The sequence below is a fragment of the Amycolatopsis sp. Poz14 genome (genome assembly GCF_006704225.1).
GTDB lineage: Bacteria > Actinomycetota > Actinomycetes > Mycobacteriales > Pseudonocardiaceae > Amycolatopsis > Amycolatopsis nivea.
In genome coordinates this window covers 2,472,718-2,492,243 of the sequence record NZ_JACLHD010000001.1, presented here as the reverse complement: position 1 = coordinate 2,492,243, position 19,526 = coordinate 2,472,718, and the positions used below count along the sequence as shown (strand labels likewise).

General features: G+C 70.6%; 21 protein-coding genes, 1 pseudogene and 2 riboswitches. Of the genes and pseudogenes, 11 read left to right on the top strand and 11 right to left on the bottom strand.

Translation table 11 applies throughout. The features are described from left to right. Positions 1–1,162: 1,162 nt before the first annotated feature. Entirely contained in the window at positions 1,163–1,507 is a 345-nt protein-coding gene (locus FKO37_RS12260) for a HEAT repeat domain-containing protein (RefSeq protein WP_101438011.1), read from the top strand. A gap of 72 nt (positions 1,508–1,579) precedes the next feature. On the opposite strand, the gene crcB (FKO37_RS12255) is transcribed toward FKO37_RS12260, so the two are convergent. From crcB (FKO37_RS12255) to FKO37_RS12240, 4 genes are all read right to left on the bottom strand, one after another. Further along, positions 1,580–1,948: a fluoride efflux transporter CrcB gene (gene crcB, locus FKO37_RS12255; protein ID WP_037359887.1), complete on the bottom strand. Its 369-nt coding sequence runs from the start codon at positions 1,946–1,948 to the stop codon at positions 1,580–1,582. Beyond that, positions 1,945–2,286 (bottom strand): DUF190 domain-containing protein, encoded by a 342-nt coding sequence (locus FKO37_RS12250; protein WP_037359885.1) that lies wholly within the window; start codon positions 2,284–2,286, stop codon positions 1,945–1,947. Before FKO37_RS12250 ends, crcB (FKO37_RS12255) begins: the two co-directional genes overlap by 4 nt. Positions 2,287–2,288: 2 nt before the next feature. After that, entirely contained in the window at positions 2,289–2,783 is a 495-nt protein-coding gene (gene crcB / locus FKO37_RS12245) for a fluoride efflux transporter CrcB (protein ID WP_308196523.1), read from the bottom strand. A 172-nt stretch (positions 2,784–2,955) separates the two neighbouring features. Then, the gene (locus FKO37_RS12240; RefSeq protein ID WP_037359883.1) at positions 2,956–3,321 is read right to left on the bottom strand and encodes a DUF190 domain-containing protein; all 366 of its coding nucleotides are present in this window, start codon (positions 3,319–3,321) and stop codon (positions 2,956–2,958) included. Positions 3,322–3,518: 197 nt separating this feature from the next. Continuing rightward, positions 3,519–3,581, top strand: a riboswitch (Fluoride riboswitch). A gap of 111 nt (positions 3,582–3,692) precedes the next feature. Between FKO37_RS12240 and FKO37_RS12235 the strand changes: the two genes are divergently transcribed. Beyond that, positions 3,693–4,655 (top strand): respiratory chain complex I subunit 1 family protein, encoded by a 963-nt coding sequence (locus tag FKO37_RS12235; RefSeq protein ID WP_037359881.1) that lies wholly within the window; start codon positions 3,693–3,695, stop codon positions 4,653–4,655. Beyond that, on the top strand, positions 4,655–5,347 hold the full coding sequence (locus FKO37_RS12230) for a hydrogenase (RefSeq protein WP_183124309.1): 693 nt from the start codon (positions 4,655–4,657) through the stop codon (positions 5,345–5,347). The genes FKO37_RS12235 and FKO37_RS12230 overlap by 1 nt, the downstream gene beginning before the upstream one ends. A 297-nt stretch (positions 5,348–5,644) precedes the next feature. Here FKO37_RS12230 and FKO37_RS12225 read toward each other — a convergent pair whose 3' ends face one another. After that, a complete protein-coding gene (locus tag FKO37_RS12225) occupies positions 5,645–5,848 on the bottom strand; it encodes a hypothetical protein (RefSeq protein WP_238608422.1) in 204 nt (67 codons plus the stop codon). On the opposite strand from FKO37_RS12225, the pseudogene FKO37_RS47735 reads away from it, so the two are divergent. From FKO37_RS47735 to FKO37_RS12190, 8 genes and pseudogenes are all read left to right on the top strand, one after another. Next, positions 5,757–6,077: pseudogene (locus FKO37_RS47735) on the top strand (proton-conducting transporter membrane subunit); the annotation flags it as partial. The gene FKO37_RS12225 and the pseudogene FKO37_RS47735 sit on opposite strands and share 92 nt — an antisense overlap. Before the next feature lie 97 nt (positions 6,078–6,174). After that, on the top strand, positions 6,175–6,813 hold the full coding sequence (locus tag FKO37_RS47120) for a proton-conducting transporter membrane subunit (protein ID WP_275291606.1): 639 nt from the start codon (positions 6,175–6,177) through the stop codon (positions 6,811–6,813). Then, complete coding sequence (locus FKO37_RS12215) at positions 6,810–8,270, top strand: NADH-quinone oxidoreductase subunit C (protein ID WP_183124310.1); 1,461 nt, start codon at positions 6,810–6,812, stop codon at positions 8,268–8,270. The genes FKO37_RS47120 and FKO37_RS12215 overlap by 4 nt, the downstream gene beginning before the upstream one ends. Continuing rightward, the gene (locus FKO37_RS12210; RefSeq protein WP_101438005.1) at positions 8,271–9,044 is read left to right on the top strand and encodes a ferredoxin; all 774 of its coding nucleotides are present in this window, start codon (positions 8,271–8,273) and stop codon (positions 9,042–9,044) included. Beyond that, entirely contained in the window at positions 9,041–11,080 is a 2,040-nt protein-coding gene (locus FKO37_RS12205; RefSeq protein ID WP_101438004.1) for a proton-conducting transporter membrane subunit, read from the top strand. The genes FKO37_RS12210 and FKO37_RS12205 overlap by 4 nt, the downstream gene beginning before the upstream one ends. Positions 11,081–11,142: 62 nt before the next feature. Continuing rightward, the gene (locus FKO37_RS12200) at positions 11,143–11,361 is read left to right on the top strand and encodes a hypothetical protein (protein ID WP_101438003.1); all 219 of its coding nucleotides are present in this window, start codon (positions 11,143–11,145) and stop codon (positions 11,359–11,361) included. A 182-nt stretch (positions 11,362–11,543) separates the two neighbouring features. Continuing rightward, entirely contained in the window at positions 11,544–11,837 is a 294-nt protein-coding gene (locus FKO37_RS12195; protein WP_101438002.1) for a DUF3040 domain-containing protein, read from the top strand. A gap of 343 nt (positions 11,838–12,180) precedes the next feature. Continuing rightward, positions 12,181–12,804, top strand: coding sequence for a phosphatase PAP2 family protein (locus FKO37_RS12190; protein ID WP_101438001.1), 624 nt, complete (start codon positions 12,181–12,183; stop codon positions 12,802–12,804). An 18-nt stretch (positions 12,805–12,822) separates the two neighbouring features. On the opposite strand, the gene FKO37_RS12185 is transcribed toward FKO37_RS12190, so the two are convergent. From FKO37_RS12185 to FKO37_RS12160, 6 genes are all read right to left on the bottom strand, one after another. Next, the gene (locus tag FKO37_RS12185; protein WP_101438000.1) at positions 12,823–13,701 is read right to left on the bottom strand and encodes an ABC transporter ATP-binding protein; all 879 of its coding nucleotides are present in this window, start codon (positions 13,699–13,701) and stop codon (positions 12,823–12,825) included. Further along, positions 13,688–14,107 (bottom strand): phosphatase PAP2 family protein, encoded by a 420-nt coding sequence (locus FKO37_RS12180; RefSeq protein ID WP_158242505.1) that lies wholly within the window; start codon positions 14,105–14,107, stop codon positions 13,688–13,690. The genes FKO37_RS12185 and FKO37_RS12180 overlap by 14 nt, the downstream gene beginning before the upstream one ends. A 99-nt stretch (positions 14,108–14,206) precedes the next feature. Further along, positions 14,207–15,883: a dynamin family protein gene (locus FKO37_RS12175; RefSeq protein ID WP_158242504.1), complete on the bottom strand. Its 1,677-nt coding sequence runs from the start codon at positions 15,881–15,883 to the stop codon at positions 14,207–14,209. After that, positions 15,880–16,350: an NUDIX hydrolase gene (locus FKO37_RS12170; RefSeq protein ID WP_037359862.1), complete on the bottom strand. Its 471-nt coding sequence runs from the start codon at positions 16,348–16,350 to the stop codon at positions 15,880–15,882. The genes FKO37_RS12175 and FKO37_RS12170 overlap by 4 nt, the downstream gene beginning before the upstream one ends. Positions 16,351–16,397: 47 nt before the next feature. Next, a riboswitch (Fluoride riboswitch) is annotated at positions 16,398–16,462 on the bottom strand. Positions 16,463–16,511: 49 nt separating this feature from the next. Continuing rightward, positions 16,512–17,990, bottom strand: coding sequence for a hypothetical protein (locus tag FKO37_RS12165; protein ID WP_037359860.1), 1,479 nt, complete (start codon positions 17,988–17,990; stop codon positions 16,512–16,514). Further along, positions 17,987–19,513 carry a DNA mismatch repair protein MutS gene (locus FKO37_RS12160; protein WP_037359858.1) on the bottom strand — a complete coding sequence of 509 codons (1,527 nt, stop codon included), beginning with the start codon at positions 19,511–19,513 and terminating at the stop codon, positions 17,987–17,989. The genes FKO37_RS12165 and FKO37_RS12160 overlap by 4 nt, the downstream gene beginning before the upstream one ends. Positions 19,514–19,526: the final 13 nt, after the last annotated feature.

Here is a 19,526-nt window from a genome sequence, read left to right as displayed (position 1 = left end):
GGAGATTCACCCCGTGCCGCAGCGGCGCCCGGCCGGTCACGTGCCGCAGCACCACCAATTCGTACCGGGTCAGCACCACCTGCGCGGCGGGCCGGGTCCGCCGGTGCCGCCACCACCGGCCGCGAACCGATTCCGCGGCCGCCGACAGGCACCGCGGCGGCCGGGGGTCGCCGAGGCCGACCAGCAGCGAGTACGGAAGCTCCTCCCACTGGACGTGCTCGCCGGTGGCGGACATCGTCGACGCCCCGGTGCTCGCGAGCGCGTGGGCCCGCAGCCGGGTCAGCAGGTCGCCGACAGCGGGCCACGCGGGCGAGCGGTAGTGGATCGTCAGCTGGGTGCGGGCTCCGGTCAGTACCAGGCAGCCGTGTTCGCCCGCCAGCAGGTGCTCGGCGGCGACCAGCTCGGCGTAGGGGATCACGCCCACCACGCGGGGGTAGGGCAGATCGTCCACCCACTGCGCCACCCCGCGCGGGCCCATGCCCACGACCTGGTCCGGGACGCAGACCAGCCCGTCGGCCGCCGGTCGCGTCGCGGACGGCAGCACCAGCAGGTCGCCCGGGCGCGGCGGGCCGACGAGATCGGCGAGGTCCTCGGCCGCGTCCACCGGGAGAAACCGCGCGGACGACGGCCGGAAGGACCGCGCCGGGCCGCCGCCGAGCTCGGCGAGGTCGCGTTCGACCGGGATCTCCCACGGAGCGCACGGCGCGTCGAGGGAACTCACCGGCACCGCCCGTTTCGCGAACATCCCGACTCCTTCGCCAGCCCTCTCATGATAAGCCCGCGAGCACGCGAACAGATTCGCCGAACGTGTCCGCTTCGGCGACCGAGCCTCCGGCGCGCACGACGGTCCGCTTTCCCGTTCGCGACAGACCCATCCGACAACCCGCCCGCCGACCGCGACGACGTGGATGACCGGGCTCTCCGGGGAACCACCGGGTGCTGGCCACCGCCTGGTGCGCGCGAGCCGTTCGGCGGCCTCGTCCTGGGGGACGCGCCATTTTTCGCGGAGGCGGTGCGCTCTGCTCCGCGGGCTACCGGCGGCTGAGTGCCGTATGAAGCAGGCGCGGGGTGCGGCGAACTTCGTCACAGGGTCCCGCCCGTCCAGCCGGACGACGCGAGGAAGACCGGATGCCGTGGATTTGCCAGATGAACCAGTGCGACCGTGCTGGGTGCCTCCCCCGCGAAGGAGCCGCTGTGTGCCGTCGTGGCCGCCGACCTCGACTACGTCGACCGTCTGCTGTGGACGCTGCGGCACCCGCTGCCGGAGCGGCGGATCATCGCCGCCGAAATTCTGGGCGCCCGCAAGGAACACCGTGCTCTCGGCCCGCTGCGCACGCTGCTCGCCGAAGGACCCGACCCGTACCTGGCCACCGCCGTCTTGCAGGCGCTGGTCCGCATCGGCGGAGTCGGCGCGCACCGCGATCTGCTCGACAGTTACGCCTCCTGTGGCCCCGCACCCGCGAGACGGGCGGCGCTGAGCCTGCTGGGCCGTCCGCTGCCCGGATGACCGCCGGGTCGAGATCCGTTCGGCGCCGAGCCCGGAAGGAGACTCGGTCAGCGGTAACCCGTATTGCCGGGTTCAGCCCACCAGGGCGTGCAAGACGGTGTATCCGATCAGCGCCGCGCCCAGCCCGGCGATCACGCTGATGATCACGTTCATCGCGGCGTAGAAGTACAGTTTTTGCTCCAGCAGCCGCACCGTTTCGTAGCTGAAGGTGCTGTAGGTGGTGAGGGCGCCGCAGAAGCCGGTGCCGATCAGCGCCAGCAGCGGTGCGGGCAGCGCGGTTCCGGCTCCGGCGAGCCCGCCCAGGATCAGGCAGCCGGCGAGGTTGACGCTGAACGTGCCCCACGGGAACAGGCTGTCGTGCCGGTTCTGCACCGTGCGGTCGGTCAGGTAACGCAGCGGCGCGCCGACCATCGCGCCGACGAACACGAGCACGGCGGTCATGGGCGGCGGACTCCGTCGGTGCTCAGCACTTCGACCTCGTCCAGCAGGACGGCGCCCTCGCTGATCAGCTCGTCCAGTTCGGGCAGGAACGCGCGGATCTTGTCTTCCCGGTCGACGATCAGGATCGTGATCGGGAGGTCTTCGGACATGCTCAGCAGCCGGGTGGTGTGGATCATCGCGTGGATCCCGTAGCCCTCGCAGCCGCGCAGCACGGTGGCGCCGGCCAATCCGGCGTCCCGGGCGCGTTCGATGATCACCCGGTGCAGCGGCTTGTGGTGCCGGACGTCGTCCTCGCCGATGAAGATCGACATGCGCAGGGCGTATCCCGTGAGCTGCATGATCAGACCCTTTCTTCGGGTTGGCGGACGAGACTGGTCACGGTCCGGGTGAGCCAGACGGCGGCGATCACCGCGAGCAGCGCGCAGAGCAAAGTTCCCGCCAGGTAAGCGAAAGCGAGCCCGACGGTGTCCGGCTGCAGCAAGCCGCGCGTCTCCACCGCGTAGGTGGAGAAGGTCGTGAATCCGCCGAGCACGCCGACGCCGAGGAAGGGCCGCACGAGCCGGTGCGCGGGCCACACCTCGGTGATGAGCACCATGAGAACGCCGATCAGGAAGCAGCCGGCGACGTTCGTGCCGAAGGTGGCCCACGGGAAGCGGCCGGGCGCAGTGGGCAGCAGCGTGGCCAGGCCGTAGCGGGCCAGTGCCCCGAGACCACCGCCGACCGCGATGAGGACGAGCACCAATCCGTGCGTGCGGAAGAGTTCCCGGCGCTGTGCCGGTACTTGGAGATCGACATCCGGGTCGATCGGGTCGGTCACGTCGACCTCATTGCTCACGCACGCCTCCTGCTTGTCCTGGGCACGACACTGGTCAAGCAGGGACTGTTGGCGGCGGGCAGAGCCGCGGTTCTTCCGGGCTGACCCCGAAGCGGCGAGCCCCACCGCCGCAGCTCCAGTCTAGCCGAGCCGGCGTCCGCGGGCCCGCGGGCTGTGCCGGGTTTCACCCGCGTCAGCTCACGGACCACCAATGCGACTGCTTCGGCGCGGATTCGGTGTAGCGGATCGTTTCCACTTCGTCGACCACGATCAGGCCGCTGATTTCGAGGTCGTCCAATTCGGACAGGAACGCCCGGATCTTCTCTTCGGAGTCCACGATCAGCACCAGCAGCGGCAGGTGCTCGCTCAGCCGGAACACGTGCTGGGTGTGGATCCGCGACGACACGCCGTAACCCTCGAAGCCGCGCAGGACGCTCGCGCCCGCGAGACCGGCCTTGTGCGCCCGGTGCACGATTTCCACGTATGTCGGCTTGTGGTGCCAGATGTCGCCGTCGCCGAGGAAGATCGACAGTCGCAGCGCCCTTTTGGTGATCTTCACAGCGGTCCTCCTGGTCCGGCGCGGCAAGCATCGGCCAGGAAGCCATCAGCCTCGGCGGAGGCGGTTCGGGCACACACGAGCCCCGGCGGGATCCATCGCCGCGTCCAGTACAACCGCTCGGGGACCCGGCGGTCAAGAACCCATCCGGGTCCGCGGCGGCGCACGGGCTTGCGCGACGTCGCCGTGGTGGTCACACTGGGAACACAGGCGATGGGGCTCGCCTTAACCGCGGATCCTCCGCTAATGGCCTCTACCGCACCACCTTCGTGTTCGCACGCTGGCAGGCCGGTAGAGGAGGTCCGGGTGGACGAGGATTCCGAAGGCTCCGCAGTCCCCGATCATCAGCTCGCTCCCCGGCTCGGGGAGCGATCGTGAACCCGCCGGTGCCGATCCCGCTCGTGCAGCTGGCGCAGGCGCTGACTGTGCTGGTCGCCGCGCCCGGGGTGTCCGGCGTGATCGCGCGGGTGGAATCGCGGCTGCAGGGACGGCGCGGCACCCGCTTGCTCCAGCCGTACTACGACCTGGGCAAACTGTTCCGCAAGGAATCCCTGGCTCCGAACGGAGCGAGCTGGGTCTTCCTGGTCGCCCCGATCGGCGCGATGGCGTGCTACCTGACCGTGCCGCTGCTGATCCCGGTGCTCACCACGTTCCCGTTGCCGCTGGGGTACATGGGCGACATCCTCGGCGGCGGGTTCGTGCTGGCGCTCGCCAGCTTCGCGGTCGCGGTGGCCGCTGCCGAAACCGGTTCGCCCTACGCGCAATTGGGAGCCAGCCGGACCAAAACCTTCGGCGCGATCACCGAACCGGTGGTGTTGTTCGTGGTCTTCACCGTCGCGCTGGTGACCGGAACCGACCTTCCGTACGCGCTGGCCGAAACCGTCCGGTCCTCGGCCGAGCAGATCGTGCGTCCGGCGCACCTGCTCGCCGCGGCCGCGCTGCTGCTGGTGATCCTGGCCGAAACCGGCAGGATCCCGGTAGAAACGCACACCGGGACCAACGAGTTCGGCATGATCGAGGAAGCCCGGGCGTTCGAGCACTCCGGCCCGTACCTGGCGATGCTGCGCTGGGGATCGGCGATGAAGCAGCTGATCCTCTTCACCATCCTGATCAACGTGTTCATCGCCCCGTGGGGGCTGGCCGCCACGCCCGGGATCGGGAACGTGGCGCTCGCGATCGCGGCGCTGCTGGGCAAATGCGCGGTGCTCGGCGTCCTGATCGCGGTGATCGACAACTCGTTCGCGAAGCTGCGGCTGTTCAAGATCACCGAGTTCGTCGCGGCGGCGTTCCTGCTCGCGGTGCTGGCCGTGTTCACCCTCTACTTCGGAGGCGGCTGATGAACGTCCTGGCCGCGGACCCCGCCGCCGTCGCGCCGCCCGGAGTGTATGCCGGAGTGGCGAACGGGCTGGCGGTGCTGGTGCTGCTGACCGAGTTCGCGATGCTGCGGACCGCGTTGCTGCGCGCGCAAGTCCGGGTGTATGCCGCGCAGTCGCTGCTGGTGTCCCTGCTCGCGGTGGTCGTCGCGGTCGTGCGGGACGTGCCGGAGCTGTACGCCCTGGCGGCGTTGTCCTTGGCGCTCAAGGTGATCGTCGTGCCGTGGCTGGTGCTGCGGATGCTGCGCACGGCGGGCACCGAGATCGCCGGCAGCGGCGCGCTCGGCGTGGCCAGCGAGGTGCTGCTGGCGGTCGCGGTGGCGGCGTTCGGGTTCTTCGCGACCGGGCGCTTCCAAGTCACCAGCCCCGCGCTCCCGGAAACCGCGCTCGCGCTGTCGGTCGCGGTGATCCTGGTGGCGTTCGTGCTGATGATCGTGCGCCGTGACGTGGTCTCGCAGGCGATCGGGTTTTTCTCGCTGGAGAACGGAGTTTCCCTGGCCAGTCTCGTGGTCGCTGCCGGGATGCCGTTGATCCTCGAGGTGGCGTTCCTGTTCGACCTGCTGGTCGCGGTGGTCGTGTTCGGGGTGCTCATGCAGGTCCACCACCGCCGATCGGAATCGCTGTCCACCCGCGACCTCACGAAGCTGAGGGGGTGAGGCTATGCCGGTCGTCCTCGTCCTGCTGACCGCTCTCCCGCTGGTGTCCGCCCTTGGCGCGCTCCCGGCCCGCGTCCGGGCGAGCGAGACGCTGAGCCTGCTCACCGCGCTGGCTAGCCTCGGCCTCGCCGTCGTGCTGGTGCCCGCGGTCGTGCGCGGGCCGGTGCAGTTCGGGATCCTCCGGGCCGACGCGGTGTCGGTCGTGTTCCTGCTCGGCACCACTTTCCTCTACGCCGCGACCGCGGTGTACTCGATCGGCTATCTCCAGTCCGAACGCGACCGTCCGGGATTCGCCCGCTACGCCCGGAGATTCCACATCGGACTGAACCTGTTCGCCTGGTCGATGATGTGCGCGCCGCTCATGGACGGCCTCGCCCTGCTGTGGATCGCGGTGGAGATCACCACCGTCGTGTCGGCGCTGCTGGTGGCGCTGGACGACACCGACAACGCCGCCGAAGCCGCGTGGAAGTACGTGCTGCTCGCCTCCGCCGGTCTAGGCATCGGGCTGCTCGCCACGATTGTCATGTACTACGCCGGCTCCACCGTCCTCGGCTCGTCCTACGACGTCGCGTTCGCGCCCCTGCTCACCGCCGGGAAAACCTTGCCGCACAACGCCGTTCAGCTGGCGTTCGTGCTCGCCGTCGTCGGGTTCGGCACCAAGGTCGGGCTCTTCCCGGTGCACACCTGGCTGCCGGACGCGCATTCCGAGGCGCCGACGCCGGTCTCGGCGATGCTGTCCGGCTCGCTGCTCGCGGTGAGCTTCTACGCGGTGCTGCGCTATTACCAGGTCGCCGCCGGCACGCTCGGCTCCGGCTTCCCCCCGAACGGTGCTGCTCGTGTTCGGCGTCCTCACCCTGCTGCTGGCCGCGCTGTACCTGCTGGAGCAACGCGACCTCAAACGGCTGCTGGCCTACTCCAGCGTCGAGCACATGGGCATCCTCACGATCGGCATCGGGCTCGGCGCGCCCTTGGCACTCGCCGGAGTCCTGCTGCACGTGGTCGCCCACGCCGCGGCGAAAGGCAACGCCTTCTTCGGCGCCGGGGTGCTGGTCCGCAAGTACGGCACCAAGGACACCGGCACCATCCGGTCCTGTTTGGACACTTTGCCGTGGACGGCGCCGCTGTTCCTGTTCGCGATACTGGCGTTGTCGGCGATGCCGCCGTTCGGGCTGTTCCGCAGCGAGTTCCAGATCGTCGCCGGCGGGCTCGCCGGCGCCCACGACACGGTCACCGTGGTCCTCGTCGTGCTGGTCACGCTGGCTTTCCTCGGGCTGTCGGTGGCGACGACGCGGATGCTCTTCGTCCGCGGCGGCACCGAGCTGCCGGTGCGCGGGGAGCCGAGTGCCTGGATGGTCGCGCCGATGGTGGCCGGGCTGCTGGTGCTGATCGTGCTCGGCGTGCACCCGCCAGCGGACTTCGCCGATCTCCTGGCCCGCGGAGTGGCCGAGCTGGGAGGCGGGACATGAGCCGGGAGGAGATCTTCGCCCGGATCGGCGACGGGGCGCGGTTCGCCGCCCTGATCGGCGACGGCGACCTCACCGAAGGCGTGACCCTGCACGTGCTGCTGGCCCGGCCGGGCGGCATCGACGTCGCAGACCTGCGGCTCCTGCCCGGCACCGGCGCCTATCCCGCGCTGACGCCGAGGATTCCCTCCGCGTTCTGGTACGAGCGCAAGCTGCATGACTTGTTCGGCGTGGTCCCGCAGGGCCATCCGCGGCTCGACCCGCTCGTGCTGCCGCACCCGGACGACAACGAACCCCTGCCCAGCCCCGGCGCCGCGTTCCACCCGTCCCACGTCGAGCCGGACGAGCGCGCGCTGCCCAGCCACGTGATGGGCACCGGCCTGTTCAGCCTCCCGCACGGTCCCGTCCGCTCCGGGGTGTTCGAATCGGTGGAGTACGTCGTCGAGACCCCGGGCGAGGACATCCCGCACGTGAACGTCCGCCCGCACTTCAAACACCGCGGCCTGGAAGTGCGCTTCGAAGGAATGGCCCCGAATCACGCGGTTCTGCTGGCCGAACGGGTCGAGGGAATCGCCTCCGTCGCGCATGCCCTCGCGTTCTGCCACGCCGTCGAGGAACTCGCCGATGCGCAGCCGCCGCTGACCGCACAGCTGGTGCGCGCGCTGCACGCGGAACTCGAACGCATCGCCAGCCACCTCGACGTCGCCATGAAACTCGCCGACGCCGCCGGCCTCGCGGTCGCCGTCGCCCGCTTCGGCTGGCACAAGGAGCGCACGCTGCGGCTGGTGTCCGCGTTGTGCGGCAACCGATTCGGCCGCGGTGTCGTGATTCCCGGCGGAGTACGCGCGCTTCCGATGCTCGGCCGCGAAGACCTCCGGTCCCGAATGGACGCTCTCCGCCGCGCCGTCTCCGCCGACGCCGAGGCGTTGATGCAGACCGCGTCGTTCCTCGACCGGCTGCGCGGAACCGGGCCGCTGGACGAGGATTTCGCCCTGGAGCACGGTCTGCTCGGCCCGGTCGGACGGGCCGGCGGCACCGGCGACGACACCCGGTGGGACCGGCCCTACGACGCCTACCCCAAGCTCAGCCGCACGCCCGGGCCGCGCCGCAGCGACGGCGACGCGATGGCCCGGCTGCGGGTGCGGTGGGACGAGGTCGCCGAGTCGTTCGACCTGCTTGCCCAGATCGTCGAACTGCTCGGCGACCGGCCCGACGAGACGCTGGCCGCCCCGGTCGGCCCGGTCGCCGGTCAGGCGGTCGGCTGGGCCGAAGCACCGCAGGGCGAAGTGCTGTACTTCCTCGACGCCGAGCGCGACGGGCGGCTGCGGCGATGCGCGCCGAGGTCAGCGTCGTTCCACAACCTCGCCGTGTTCTCCCAGGCGTTCCACGGCGACATCCTGACCGATTTCCCGTTCATCGAGGCCAGTTTCGGCCTCTCCATAGCCGGGGTGGCGATGTAGATGCCTTGGGTTTTCCGCGGCTTGCGCGACGGGATCGTCACGACCGGACACCCCCGGCGGCCCGACGCCGACGACGTCCGCTCGATCGCCCGCACGGTCGGCGAAACGGCCTGGGACCCGGGGCTGGACGAGCTGTGTCCCACCGGCGCGATCCAGGATGACCACGGCCGGGTCCGGCTCGACCAGGGCCGGTGCATCGGGTGCGGTGCCTGTGTCGCCGCCCGGCCCGACCGGTTCGGCTGGCAGGACGGCAACGACGTCGCCCGGCTCTCCCGGGAAGCCCTCGTGGTGCCCGAACTGGCCGAGACCGATGCCGAACTGCGCCGTCTTCGTGCCGCGTTGTCCCGGCGCACCAGGGCATTCCGCCGGTCCGTCCACATCAGACACGTCGACGCGGGCTCGGACGGCGCCGAGGAATGGGAAGTACTCGCCTTGCTCAACCCGGTCTACGACGTGCACCGGCTGGGGATCTTCTTCACCGCCAGCCCCCGCCACGCCGACCTCCTGCTCGTCACCGGCGCCGGAACGCACGGGATGGCCGCGCCGCTGGCCCGCACGCTGGAGGCGCTGCCGCGTCCGCTTGCGGTCATCGCCGTGGGCGCCGACGCGATCAGCGGCGGCCTGGTCTCGCCCTCCTACGCCACTGCCGGCGGCATCGGCGACCTGCTCCCGGTCGACGTGTGGGTGCCGGGGTCGCCGCCGAGCCCGTTCCGGCTGCTGCACGCGATCCTGCTGGCCACCGGCCGGCTGACCGGGACGAGGCGAACGCGATGACGGCCGTCCTGATCGCCGCGCTCGGCCTGCTCGGCCTCGCGCTGCTGGCCGATCTGGTGCTCGGCGTCCGGCACGCTTGGGCCCGCCCCCTGCCTTATCTGCTCGGCGCCGCGGCCGCGACCCTGCTGACCATCGTCGGCGCCGCCGGGCTCACGGGGCACCCGATCCGGCTGAGCCTCGACGCGTTCCTCGGCTTCGGCGCGGCCGACCTGACCGTCGACCGGCTCTCCGCACTGTTCCTCGTAATCAGCTTCTCCGTCGCCGTCCCGGTCTCGCTGGCGTGCGCGGACTGGGCGGTCCGGCCGCACCGCGTCCGGGCAAGGGGCCTCAGCTGCGCCTATGCGCTCGCCTTCGCGTCGATCGCGGTCATCGTCACCGCCGACCACGTGTTCGTGTTCCTGTTCGCCTGGGAGACGCTGACCGTCGCCTTCTACCTCATGACCGCCCACCAGCGCGGCTGCACCGCGACACCGGCGATCGTCACCATCGCACTCGGCAAGGTCAGCGGCGCGGCACTGCTGGTCGGCCTGCTGCTGCTCGCCGCCCAAAGCCGCAGCTTCTCCTTCCCCAGCTTCACGACGCTGCCGCACACCGGCGTCCGCGACGCGGCCTACGCCTTGCTGGTGCTCGGTTTCGCGGTCAAGGTCGGGCTGGTCCCGGTGCACGTGTGGATGCCGCGCGGCTACCGCGCCGCACCGGGACCGTTGCGCGCGGTCATGGCCGGAGTCGCGGTGAACGTCGGGTTCTACGGCCTCTGGCGGACCCTCGCGCTCCTGCACCAGCCGCCGCCCTGGCTCGCCGTCGTCGTGCTCCTGCTGGGCGGCGCGACCGCGCTGCTGGGCATCGCGCACGCCACCGTGCAAACCGATCTCGCCGAGGTGGTCGCCTACTCCAGCGTGGAGAACGCCGGGCTCATCACGGTCGGCTACGCGGTCGCGATGATCGGCGCCGCCGCCTCGATGCCGCCGCTGATCGCGGTCGGGCTGCTCGCCGCCACCCTGCAAACGATCGCGCACGCACTGGCCAAATCGTTGTTGTTCACCGCCACGGCCGGGATCGAGGACGCGACCGGCACGACCGAACTCGACGACCTGCGCGGCGTCGGGCACCGTCTGCGGTTCTCCGGCACGGGGCTGGCGATCGGCGCGCTCACCCTCGCCGGGCTGCCGCTGACTGCCGGGTTCGTGTCCGAGTGGTTCCTGTTGGAGGCGCTGATGCAGCAGTTCCGGCTTGGCGCGCTCGGCTACACCCTGCCGCTCGCCGTCACCGGCGCGCTGGTCGCGCTCACTGCGGGCTTCGCCGCCGTCGCTTTCGTGCGCATCGTCGGGCTCACCGTGCTCGGCCCCCGCGGACCGCGCGACGCGGAACTGGCCCGGGACACCGGCCCGCTCGGCAAGCTCGCCCTCACCGCCCTCGGCGCCGGCTGTCTGGCGGTCGCCGCCGTCGCGCCCCTCCAGGTGCGGGTCATCGCCGCCGGGCTCGGCCCGATCGTGCCCCGCGACGCCACCGGGTCCGCGATCAAGGGGCCCTGGGTGCTGCAACCGGTGTTCCCCGGCTTCTCCATCCTCTCCCCGTCCTGGCTCGCCGTCGTGCTGCCGGCGCTGCTGGCCGGGGCCGGACTCCTGTGCCTGGTGTTCGCGCGGGGCCGCATGTTCGCCGTCCGCCGGGTGCCCGCGTGGCGTTCGGCGACCGGCGGGGTCGAAGGCGAGAACCAGTACAAACCCTTCGCCTTCACCAACCCGACCCGCAAGGTCCTGGCGAACGTGCTGCTGACCCGCGCCGAACTGCGCACGGTCGAACGCCAGAGCGGCGGCCGGGACGACGACCCGCGCCCCGACGCCGCCGGCGCCCACCTCGGCTACACCTCCGACGTCGTGGAAGCCGTCGAACAGTTCCTCTACCGGCCGCTGCTGCGCCCGCTGCGCGCCGCCGTCCGCACCGCCAAACGCCTCCAGAACGGACGGCTCGACGCCTATGTCGGCTACCTGCTGATCGCCTTCGTCGCCGTGCTCGCCCTCGTGCTCATCCTCGCCTGACCAGAAAGGACAACCCCGTGCACTGCCTCGACTGCTCTCTCGCCAATGAAACGCGCCCCGCCGTGGGAATCTGCACCACCTGCGGCGCCGCGGTCTGCCGCGACTGCGTCCGCGTCGGCCACAACTCCGTCCCGCACTCCACCGGCTTCAGCTCCGCAGACCTGGCCTTCACCGAAATCCGGCAGTTGGCCTGCCTGCCTTGTGCCACCGCGTTGTCCGCCCGGCACGCCCGCGAGTACGGCTTCGCGCCGCCGACTCTCCCGCCCGTCGAAACGCAGTAGACTCCGCCACGCGCATCAGCGCCCGGCGGTGGGGCTCGCCGGACCCAACCGCGGCCGTGCGCCGCCAACAGCCCCTGCCTGGTCCGACGATCGCTGCGATCACACAGGCAGGGAGGCCACGGGTGGCAACTCTGGTCATGCTCCGCGGTTTTGCGCCCCTCTGCTACGACGTGTAGCCGGCCATGGCACTGCGCGATCACGAACAACAGCAGCTCGACGAGATCGAGCACGAGCTTGTCCGGGAAAACCCGCGGCTGGCCCGGCGCTTCGCTGCGTTTCACCCGGTGCGCCTGTCCACGCTCGCCGCTGCCGCCGCGGGTCTGCTCACCCTGCTGGCCACCGAGCTGGTGATCACGGTCGTCGGGATCGGCATGGGCTCCCCCGGGCCGATCGTGGTGGGCGCTCTGCTCACCGCCTTGGTCCCGGCGACGCTCATCCGGCACTTCACCTGCGGCTGGAAGCAAGGCAACAGTTAGGTCTGGAAAATAACGACAGTTAGCATCCCCAAGATCGGTGCCCCTGCCGCCGCACGCTAGCCTGACCGCTTCCCTGAACCGGCGACCTGCGAGGACGGCAGCACGTGAGCATGATCGACATCGCTCAGGCGATCGTCCGGGACCGGTCGCCGGCCGCGATCTCGCACCTCAACCAGGAGCGATGCCGCCTGCCGAGGCCGCGCGCCTGCCGGCAGGCGACCGCCCGGACCCCATCCCGCTACGATGACGAGAATCTACAACCATGTAGATGAAGACGGAGGAGTCCGCCCCCCGTCGCAAGCACCAGCCCACCGCTCGCCACTGCCCAGAAAGACCACCTGCCATGGCTCCCAGTTCCCCCTTCCGGCTCGCCTTCGACGGCTCGACCGTCGACGGCTCGTGGTTCACCTCGGTGACCGACTTCGCGCGGCACACCGCCTGGCTCAACGCTCCGGCCGAAGCCTGGACCCAGTACGGACTGGGGGTCTTCGCCGTGCTGATGATCGTGGGCTGGTGGCAGGCCCGGCGCGCGGACGCGGCCACGATGACCGCCGCCCTCGTCGCCCCCGTCTGCGTTCTGGTCGCCTTCGTCGTCGCCGAGGTCGTCAAGTCCGGCGTCGCCGAACTGCGGCCCTGCCGTTCCCTGCCGAACGCCTTCATCGTCGAAGCCTGCCCCGCACTCGACGACTACGCCTTCCCCAGCGGCCACTCCACCGTCGCCGCCGCCACCGTCGCGGCCCTGTATCTGGTCAGCCGCCGGCTCTGCGCCATCGCCGCCTTGTTCGCCCTCGCGGAAGGAGCCTCCCGCGTCTACGTCGGCGCGCACTACCCGCACGACGTCGCCGGCTCGTTCGTCGTCGGTCTCCTCGTCGCCCTCGCCGCCAGCGTCGTCCTGCGCCGGGTGGCCTCCGGGTATGTCGAGACCCTGCGCACCGGACGCCTCCGGCCGCTCCTGGCGGTCAGCTGACCGATTCCTATCGGCTGGTCACAGATCCTCGTGCAGCACTTCTCCCGGAGTTTCCCGGTCCGGGGCGACGACACGGGGATGCACAAGCTGAAGGACACGGTCGGCGGCGATCGGATCGTCGGCGGCCCGGCGCTGCTGGGGTTCAGCGTCCGCCCGGCCTGAGCTACCCGTGTAGGCGCGCACCACGTCTGTCGCGGGGCCGGCTCGCACGATGCGCCCGGAGTCCAGCCACAGCGCCGAATCGCAGAGGTCGAGCAGGAACTCCTCGGTGTGCGAGGCGAACACCAGCAGCCCGCAGCGCGCGACCAGGTCGTGCAGCCGTGCCCGGGCGCGTTCGAGAAAGTCCGCGTCGACCGCGCTGATGCCTTCGTCCAGCAGCAGGATCTCCGGGTCGATCGACGTCACCACGCCCAGCGCCAGCCGCACCCGCATGCCGGTGGAGTAGGTGCGCAGCGGCATCCGCAGGTAGTCGCCGAGTTCGGTGAAGTCGGCGATCTCGTCGATCCGGGCCCGCATCCGGCGGCGGGTCATGCCGAGGAACATGCCGCGCACGACGATGTTCTCCAGTCCGGAGATTTCCGGGTCCATGCCGAGGCCGAGGTCGAACACCGGCGCCACCCGGCCGGTGCGCCGCGCGGATCCGCGGGTGGGTTCGTAGATCCCGGCCACCAGCCGCAGCAGGGTGGACTTGCCCGCGCCGTTGTGCCCGACCAGCCCGACGCGGTCGCCCTCGGCCAGCGAGACGGTGATGTCCCGCAACGCCGTCACGATCGGCACTTTCGCCCCGGTCCGGATCGTCCCGCCGGCGGAGGTGAGCACGCGTTTCTTCAGCGAGCGGGACTTCGCGTCGAAGATCGGGAACTCCACGAAGGCGTGGCACAGCTCAACGCCGGCCATTCCGGCGCCTCCCGCCCGAGAGCGCCAGTGCCGCCGCCGCGAATGCCCAGCCGGCCAGCACGTCGGTGGGCCAGTGCACGCCGAGCACGATCCGGCTGATCCCGACGGCCGCCGCGACCGGCACCGCGACGATTCCCGGCCGGCGCAACAGGTTCACGGCGACCAGACCCGCACCCAGCGTGCCGAGAGTCGTGTGCCTGGAAGGAAAACTCGGGCCGGACCATTCCGTGCGCCACAACCGTTCCGGCGGACGCGGCCGGTCGATCAGATCGGCCAGGCCGCGTCGCAGTGCAGCCGCGACCGCGAGCGTGACGATCGGCGCGGCCCGCCCGCCGGATCGCGTCAGGAGGCACGAGGCGCCGACCGCGGCCCAGGCGACCGGAGTCTCCCCGAGCGTGGTCACCATCTGAGCGCACCGCACCGCGGACCGCGGTGTCTGCCCGTGGACCCATTCCAGGACCTGGAGTTCCGTCTGCCGCCAGCGCGCACATCCGATCATGGCGGCTCACCGTGCCGCGGCGCTGAGGACGGTGGTGTCAAGCTCGCGTACGGCCTGGTCGAGCACGCTGATCTGCTCGCCGAGTTCGTCGAGCTGGACGTCCGGACCGGCACTCTCCCGGCGCGCGGCTTCGGCGAGTCCGCGTTCGAGTGCGGCGAGCTGGGCCCGCCAGATCTCCGCGAGCGCGCGTTCGGTCCCGCATGCGTTGTCCTGCAACCAGTCCTGCAGCGCAGAGCGGGCGCGCCCGAACGGCCGGGGCACGGCATTCGCCGCCCAGTCGACCAGGTGACGGTGCAACCGCTTGCGGCGGATCGCTGCCGGCAGGCGGTGTGCGAGTGCCGTGGTGACCAGTTCCCGCCAAACGACCTCCGGGCCGAGTTCGAGTACCGGCAACCGTGGCGCGGCAGCGGTTTCCGGCATCGGCACCTCGTCCAGCCGGATTCCGAGCACCTCGGCCGCGGCCTGCCGTGACCGCGCGAGATCCGCAGTCAGACCGGACAACGCCTGCCGGGCGCCGGCGTGCATGGCCGTCTCCAACTCCGCGCCCAAGCGGTTGAACCACTCCGCGCAGCGCCCGGCCGCCAGGTCGCCGATCCGGTGCCGGACGAGATCTGCTGCGGTCTCGGGGCGCGCGGGCTGTTCCGGCAACGCGGCCCCCAGCACTTCCCGCGTGGCCGCACGCGCCGCGCCGACCGCACGCTCGTGTGCGGCATCCAAGTCTGCCCGCGCCCGCCGCGCCGCACCGTGCAGATGGTCCACGGCGGCCGTTTCCGCGACCCGGGCGTTGTCGAGTATCGCCCGCAGGGCGCGCACCGCACCCGCACTGTCCTCAGTGGACCGTCGGATCAGCTCGTACTCGATCCGCAGGCCGTCCAGTACCGCGGTCGTTTCCCGGCGCAGCGCACGCGCGGTCGAGGACACGACGTCCGCTTCGCCGCAGCGTGCGATCCGTTCCCCGAGCCACGCGACCAATTCCGTCGGCGCGCCGGTGCGCAACGAGACCGGCAGCACCGGGACGTCCGAGCCGAGCGGTCCGGCGACCGCGGCCCGGGTGAACGCGACGATCTCGGCCAAATCGCCGGGCCGCACCAGGTCGGTTTTGTTGACCAGCACCGCCGCGGCCGCCGCGGTCGTCATCACCTCTGCGGCCAGCGTCAGCTCAGCCTGCGAGACAGGCGGATCGGCGGCCACCACGAGCACGGCGAGGTCCACGCTGTCGCGCGCCCGCGCGGCTTCCTCGGTGTTGGCCTGATGTACAGATCCGGTGCCGGGCGAGTCGACCACTTCGGTGCCTGCTGGGAGACAGGCCGACGGCGCTGAGATCCGCACGGTGTCCACCTGCCGGACGTTGCCGGGGTTGCCGCGTTCGCTGACCAGCTCGGCGACCTCGTCCAGCCCGATCGGACGGCTGCGGCCGTCGCGGTAGCGGACCTCGGCATCCACAGTGGACGCGACGGTGACGGTGGTCGCGACCGACGTCACCGGCAGTGCGCCGGTCGGCAGCAAGTCGCGGGCGAACAGCGTGTTCACCAAGGTGCTCTTGCCGCGCTTGGCCTCGCCGAGCACGAGCACCCGGACCTGCCCGGACAAGGCACGGGACACCGCGTCGTCCACCACTCGCGCCCGTTCGACCGGGAGATACCGCCGGACCAGGTCGGCCAGGTTCGCCAGCGCGGCAGTCACGACGATCGCCTCGCCTCGGCCGGCGCCGGGCGCCACACGTTGCCCAGGTAGGCGGCAGTCCGCTGCGCGCCACCCGCATGGAAGCCGCGCAGATACCCGCCGATCGGAGGCCGCAGCTCCAGCGACAGCACGTGTTCCAGCCGCACGAACCGCGGCACCAGGCCGTCCTCGACCCCGTGCGGCTCGGCGTCCGGGTCGTCGGTCTCGGCGTGCAGCACGATCTCGACCAGGTGCTGGCCGTAACGCGAATTCGTTGCCTCCAGCACGAACGCGACGCCCGTCGGCGTGACCGCGAGACCGGTCTCCTCGCGCACTTCGCGGCGCACGCACGCGCCGACGGACTCCCCGTCCTGTTGCGTGCCGCCGGGCAGCACCCAGTCGGTGATCCGCTGGCACAGCAGGACGTGGGCGTCGCGCAGGATCAGGCCGGTGCAGCGCAGGTTGACGGGTTTGGCGTCCAGCCCCATGGCTTCCTCCTCGTCCGGTCGCCCGGCAGAATGCTGCGCGGACGCGGTCGCGGGTAGAAGCCATCAGCGCCGGACGGCGCGAATCACGGCGAGCCCCATCGCCGGTCGCGGTGCCGAGCACCACGGACTGATCCACGGTAGCAGCCGAGCACGCGCGGTGCCTAGCGGTGACCGGCGAAGACGCGGCGATAGGAGTCCGCGCCGTAGCTGGTCGGCAGCGGTTCGCCTTCGGTCAGGGTGAACGTCCGCTCGCGCTCCGCGCGCAGGAACAGCATGTCGTCGCGGTGCTGCTCGCACAGGCTGTGGCCGAGGTCGTAGAGGTGGGTCACGAACAGGACTTTGACGCCTGTTTCGGTGAGCGCGCGGACCACCTGGCGAGCGAGTTCGGATCCTTCGGCCTCGTTGGTGGAGGCGAACGATTCGTTGCACAGCAGCAGGCCGCCGGGCCGGATCCGGTCGGCGATCTCGCTCATCCGGGCCAGCTCCTCGTCCAGCTTGCCCCGGGTCATCGTGTCGTCCTCCTCGCGTTTGAAATGGGTGAACAGGCCCGTGCACGTGTTCGCCCGCAAGGCTTCCGCCGCCGTGAACATCCCGGCCTGCAGCATCAGCTGCGCGGTGCCGCAGCTGCGCAGGAACGTGGATTTGCCGCCCTGGTTCGCGCCGGTGACGAGGACCAGCGTCTTGCCGTCGGCGTCGACGTCGTTGCCCACCACCTGTTCATCGGACCGCAGGGCGAGGCACACGTCGTACAGTCCGCGCGCGGTCAGCACCGGCTCTCCGCTCGGTTCCGGAGCGGGAAAGCAGACCGGTTTCCCTTTCGCGCGCAGGCGTTCGTGCAGGTTCAGGCAGCCGAGGCAGAAGGCGAGTTCGGCGCGCAGCACGCGGAAGAAGCTCTTCACGTGATCAGCCGATTGGGCCAGCGCGTTGGCCACGACGTTCACCCCGCGCCCTTGCAGGTCGCCGAGGGCCCGGGCACCGGCCTCGTCCCGCGCCGGCACGACGAACCCGTAGCTGGGCGGGGCGCTCGTGGTGATCCGCTCGATCCAGCTTCGTTTCGGCATCCGGTGCAGGCCGAACCGCACGCCGCGGTTCCCCTGTCCCAGCTCCGCGCTCATCAGCACGCCGCGGGGGAATTCGAGTTCCTCCAAGTGGTTCTCGGCCACGGCGAAGTAGTCGTCGTCGAGTTCCTCCCGCAGCATCGCGAAGAACCGGGCGAATCCCGGCGAGCGAAATTCGCCGCCGCGCTCAATCGCTTGCTGCCGCAGCTGTTTGAGGTTGTCCACGAGGAATTCGAGCGTTTTCACCGACCGGTTCAGGATGTGCTCGGGCGAGTCGCGGGAAAGGATCCCGAACCACACCTTCCGCTCGACCTGGCGCGCGTCGACCGCGATGGCGTAGAGGTCGCGCACGACCCCGGGATGGGCGACGCAGTCGGCGAGAACCTGCTGGCGATACCGGATCGCGTCCGGGTCGGTCAGGCTCGCGAACATGATTCGGGGCACGAGGTCGCGCAGGAAGTCGTCGCCGGCGGCCATGGCGTCGAACAGGGTCTCCAGTTCCAGATCCTGGACGAGGTCGTCCGGCGGCGGCGGGGCGTCGAGATCGGCGTCCTGGTCTCGGTGCAGCAGGAAGACTTTCATCGCCCGATCCGCCTTCGCAGGGTGTCGTAGGCTAGTCCGTATTTCTCGGCGATCGCCGCGGCGTAAGCGAGCCCGTCGGCCGCCCGCCGTTCAAGCCGGTAAGTGCGTTCGGCCGGATCGTCCGGAACGACCCCGCCGACCATGCTGACCGTCGCCTCGCCCAGCGACGCGAGATCGTCCACAAAGGTCACATACACCGTCAGCGCGCCCAAGTCGATGATGCGGCGCAGCACGTCGGTGCCGATGAACCGGGCGTCGTGCAGGGTGGTGGACGCGAAGCTCTCGTTCAGCACGAGCACGCTGTCGCTCGTCGCGTCGCGCAGGATGTCCCGGATCCGCACCAGCTCGTCGTCGAGCTTGCCGCGCAGGGTGATCGGATTCTCCTCGCGTTCGAAATGCGTGAACACCCGGTCCGGGAGGAACAGCCTGGCTCGCGCCGCGGGCACCGGGCATCCGAGCGCGGCCAGGTGCGCGAGCTGGCCGAACATGCGCGCGAACGTCGTCTTGCCGCCCTGGTTCGGCCCGGTCACCACCAGCACCCGTTCGGCACCCGACAGTCGGAAGTCGTTGCACACCAACGGGCTGTCCGGGACGAGCTTGGTGGCGAGAGCGAGGTCGAAGGCGTCCTCGGCGTAAATGTCGTGCGAGGTCGCCGAAATCTCCGGATAGCAGAACCGCAGACCGGTCGCCGACAGCCGCCGGATGTGCGCCAGGTAGGCGAGGTAGAACTGCACCTCGCGATCGAACCGGCCGATCGCGGCCGCCAGGTAGTCACGATGCCGTTCGCAGTAGTCCGCGAGAGCGCGGAACGCGCCCGGGTACAGCCGGGCCGCGCAGTCGAGAACCTGCGCCTCGATGTGGTTCATCTCCGGCGGCTCGGAAAACCGGACGAAGTAGTCCTTCACCGCGCCCTGTTTGAACTTCGCGAACGTCTTCTCGACCTCGCTGCTGTAGTCCGCGTCGTCGTCGAACCGGCTGACCTTGACTCGCGCGCCCTGGACGTGCACGCGGTACTTGATCCGCGCGAGCTGCTCCTGGAGATCACGCGTGTCGGCAAGCAATGCGTGAAAAGGTTGCGCCGCAAGGTATCCGGCGACGTGCTCGTGGATCGACCGCAGGCCGCGGGACCGGATCTCGACGCGGTCCAGCCCTTCCCGCAGCGCCGCGACCGCTCCACAGTAGACATCCACCGCGTCGAGGAACCACCGCTGCTTCTGCCGGGGATAGTGGATCTTTCCGGCCAGCGCCAGGCGCTCGCGCATGCGCCGCATCCGCTCGGCGAACTCCTCGACCACCTCGCGCACGTCGTCGCGCTGGAGGTCGCGGAACACTTCGTGCCGATACTCGACGGCAGGCGCCTCGTGCAGCGGCGCGGAGAAGAACAGGCCCAGGTCGTACTCGGCCCGCCCGGCAGTCACCGCGGACACCGCCTGGCCGAGATTCAGATCGCCGAAGAACGCGGGCTCGGCCGGTCTGCCGACGGTTTCGCCACCCGGGAACAGGACGCTCGGAGAACGCGCCATGCCGCACCACCCG